At 63.7% G+C, this 1,039-nt stretch carries 1 protein-coding gene; it reads left to right on the top strand.

All coding sequences use genetic code 11. The features are described 5' to 3' along the window. Positions 1 to 203 precede the first annotated feature (203 nt). A partial coding sequence (locus tag AB0O52_RS23305) for an IS110 family transposase (RefSeq protein ID WP_364542984.1) occupies positions 204 to 1,039 on the top strand: 836 nt, incomplete at its 3' end.

The raw sequence follows: 1,039 nt of genomic DNA, 5'->3' as shown, positions 1-1,039 counted from the left end.
AGTGTTTCGATCACCCTCGGGCGGCGGGCATGGCAGAGATCTCCTTGCCGCTTGGACGGCTCACTGGGAATGGCCGCCCGCTGCCCGCCGATGACTCGACCGCTGATTGAGAATTACGACATTGATCGTTGGGTAAGGACGTGCCGGCGTGGTTATCGATAGGGCCAACCGAAAAATTGGAGCTGATCGAAGGGACTTAAGGTATGCCGGCATTCTGGGTAGGAATCGACTCGGGCAAGAGGGCCCATCACTGCGTCGTAATCGATCAGGCTGGGACCGTTTTGCTCTCGAGACGTGTCGAGAACGACGAAAACGCCCTGCTCGACCTCATGGCCACGGTCGCGGAGATCTCTGCCGGCGGTGAAGCCTGTTGGGCCACGGATCTGAACGCCGGCGGTGCGGCACTGCTAATCGAGCTGTTGGCCGCGCATGCCCAGCAGTTGCTCTATATCCCGGGACGGATCGTGCATCACGCCGCAGCGACCTACCGCGGGGACGGCAAGACCGACGCGAAAGATGCCAGGATCATCGCCGACCAGGCGCGGATGCGCACCGACCTCCAACCAGTCCGCGGCGCGGACCAGATCAGCGTGGGCCTGCGGCTCCTGACCGCCCGCCGCACCGATCTGATCTGCGACCGTGTTCGGGCGATCAACAGGCTCCGTGCCACTCTGTTGGAGTACTTCCCGGCGCTCGAGCGGGCGTTCGATTACTCCAAGAAGGCGCCCCTCATCCTTCTCGGCGGCTACCGGACCCCCGAGAGCATCCGGCGGACAGGTCTGACCCGGCTCACCGGCTGGCTGAGGAAACACGGCTGCAGGAACAGCGCCAAGATGGCCGGGAAAGCACTGCAAGCCGCGAACTCCCAGCACACCATCCTGCCAACCCAGACCACAGGCTCAGCCCTTGTCGCCCGCCTGGCCGAGCAAATCAGCGCACTCGACGGAGAAATCGCCGACGTCGATGCCCAGATCACCGACCTGTTACGCCAGCACGAAGCCGCCGACATTCTGCTCACCTTGCCGGGATTCGGCCCCGT

Origin of the sequence: Arthrobacter sp. NPDC080073 (assembly GCF_040686575.1) — a bacterium.
Classification (GTDB): Bacteria; Actinomycetota; Actinomycetes; order Actinomycetales; family Micrococcaceae; genus Arthrobacter.
The sequence above is the reverse complement of the archived record's forward strand: the minus strand, read 5'-3'. Positions and strand labels throughout refer to the sequence as shown.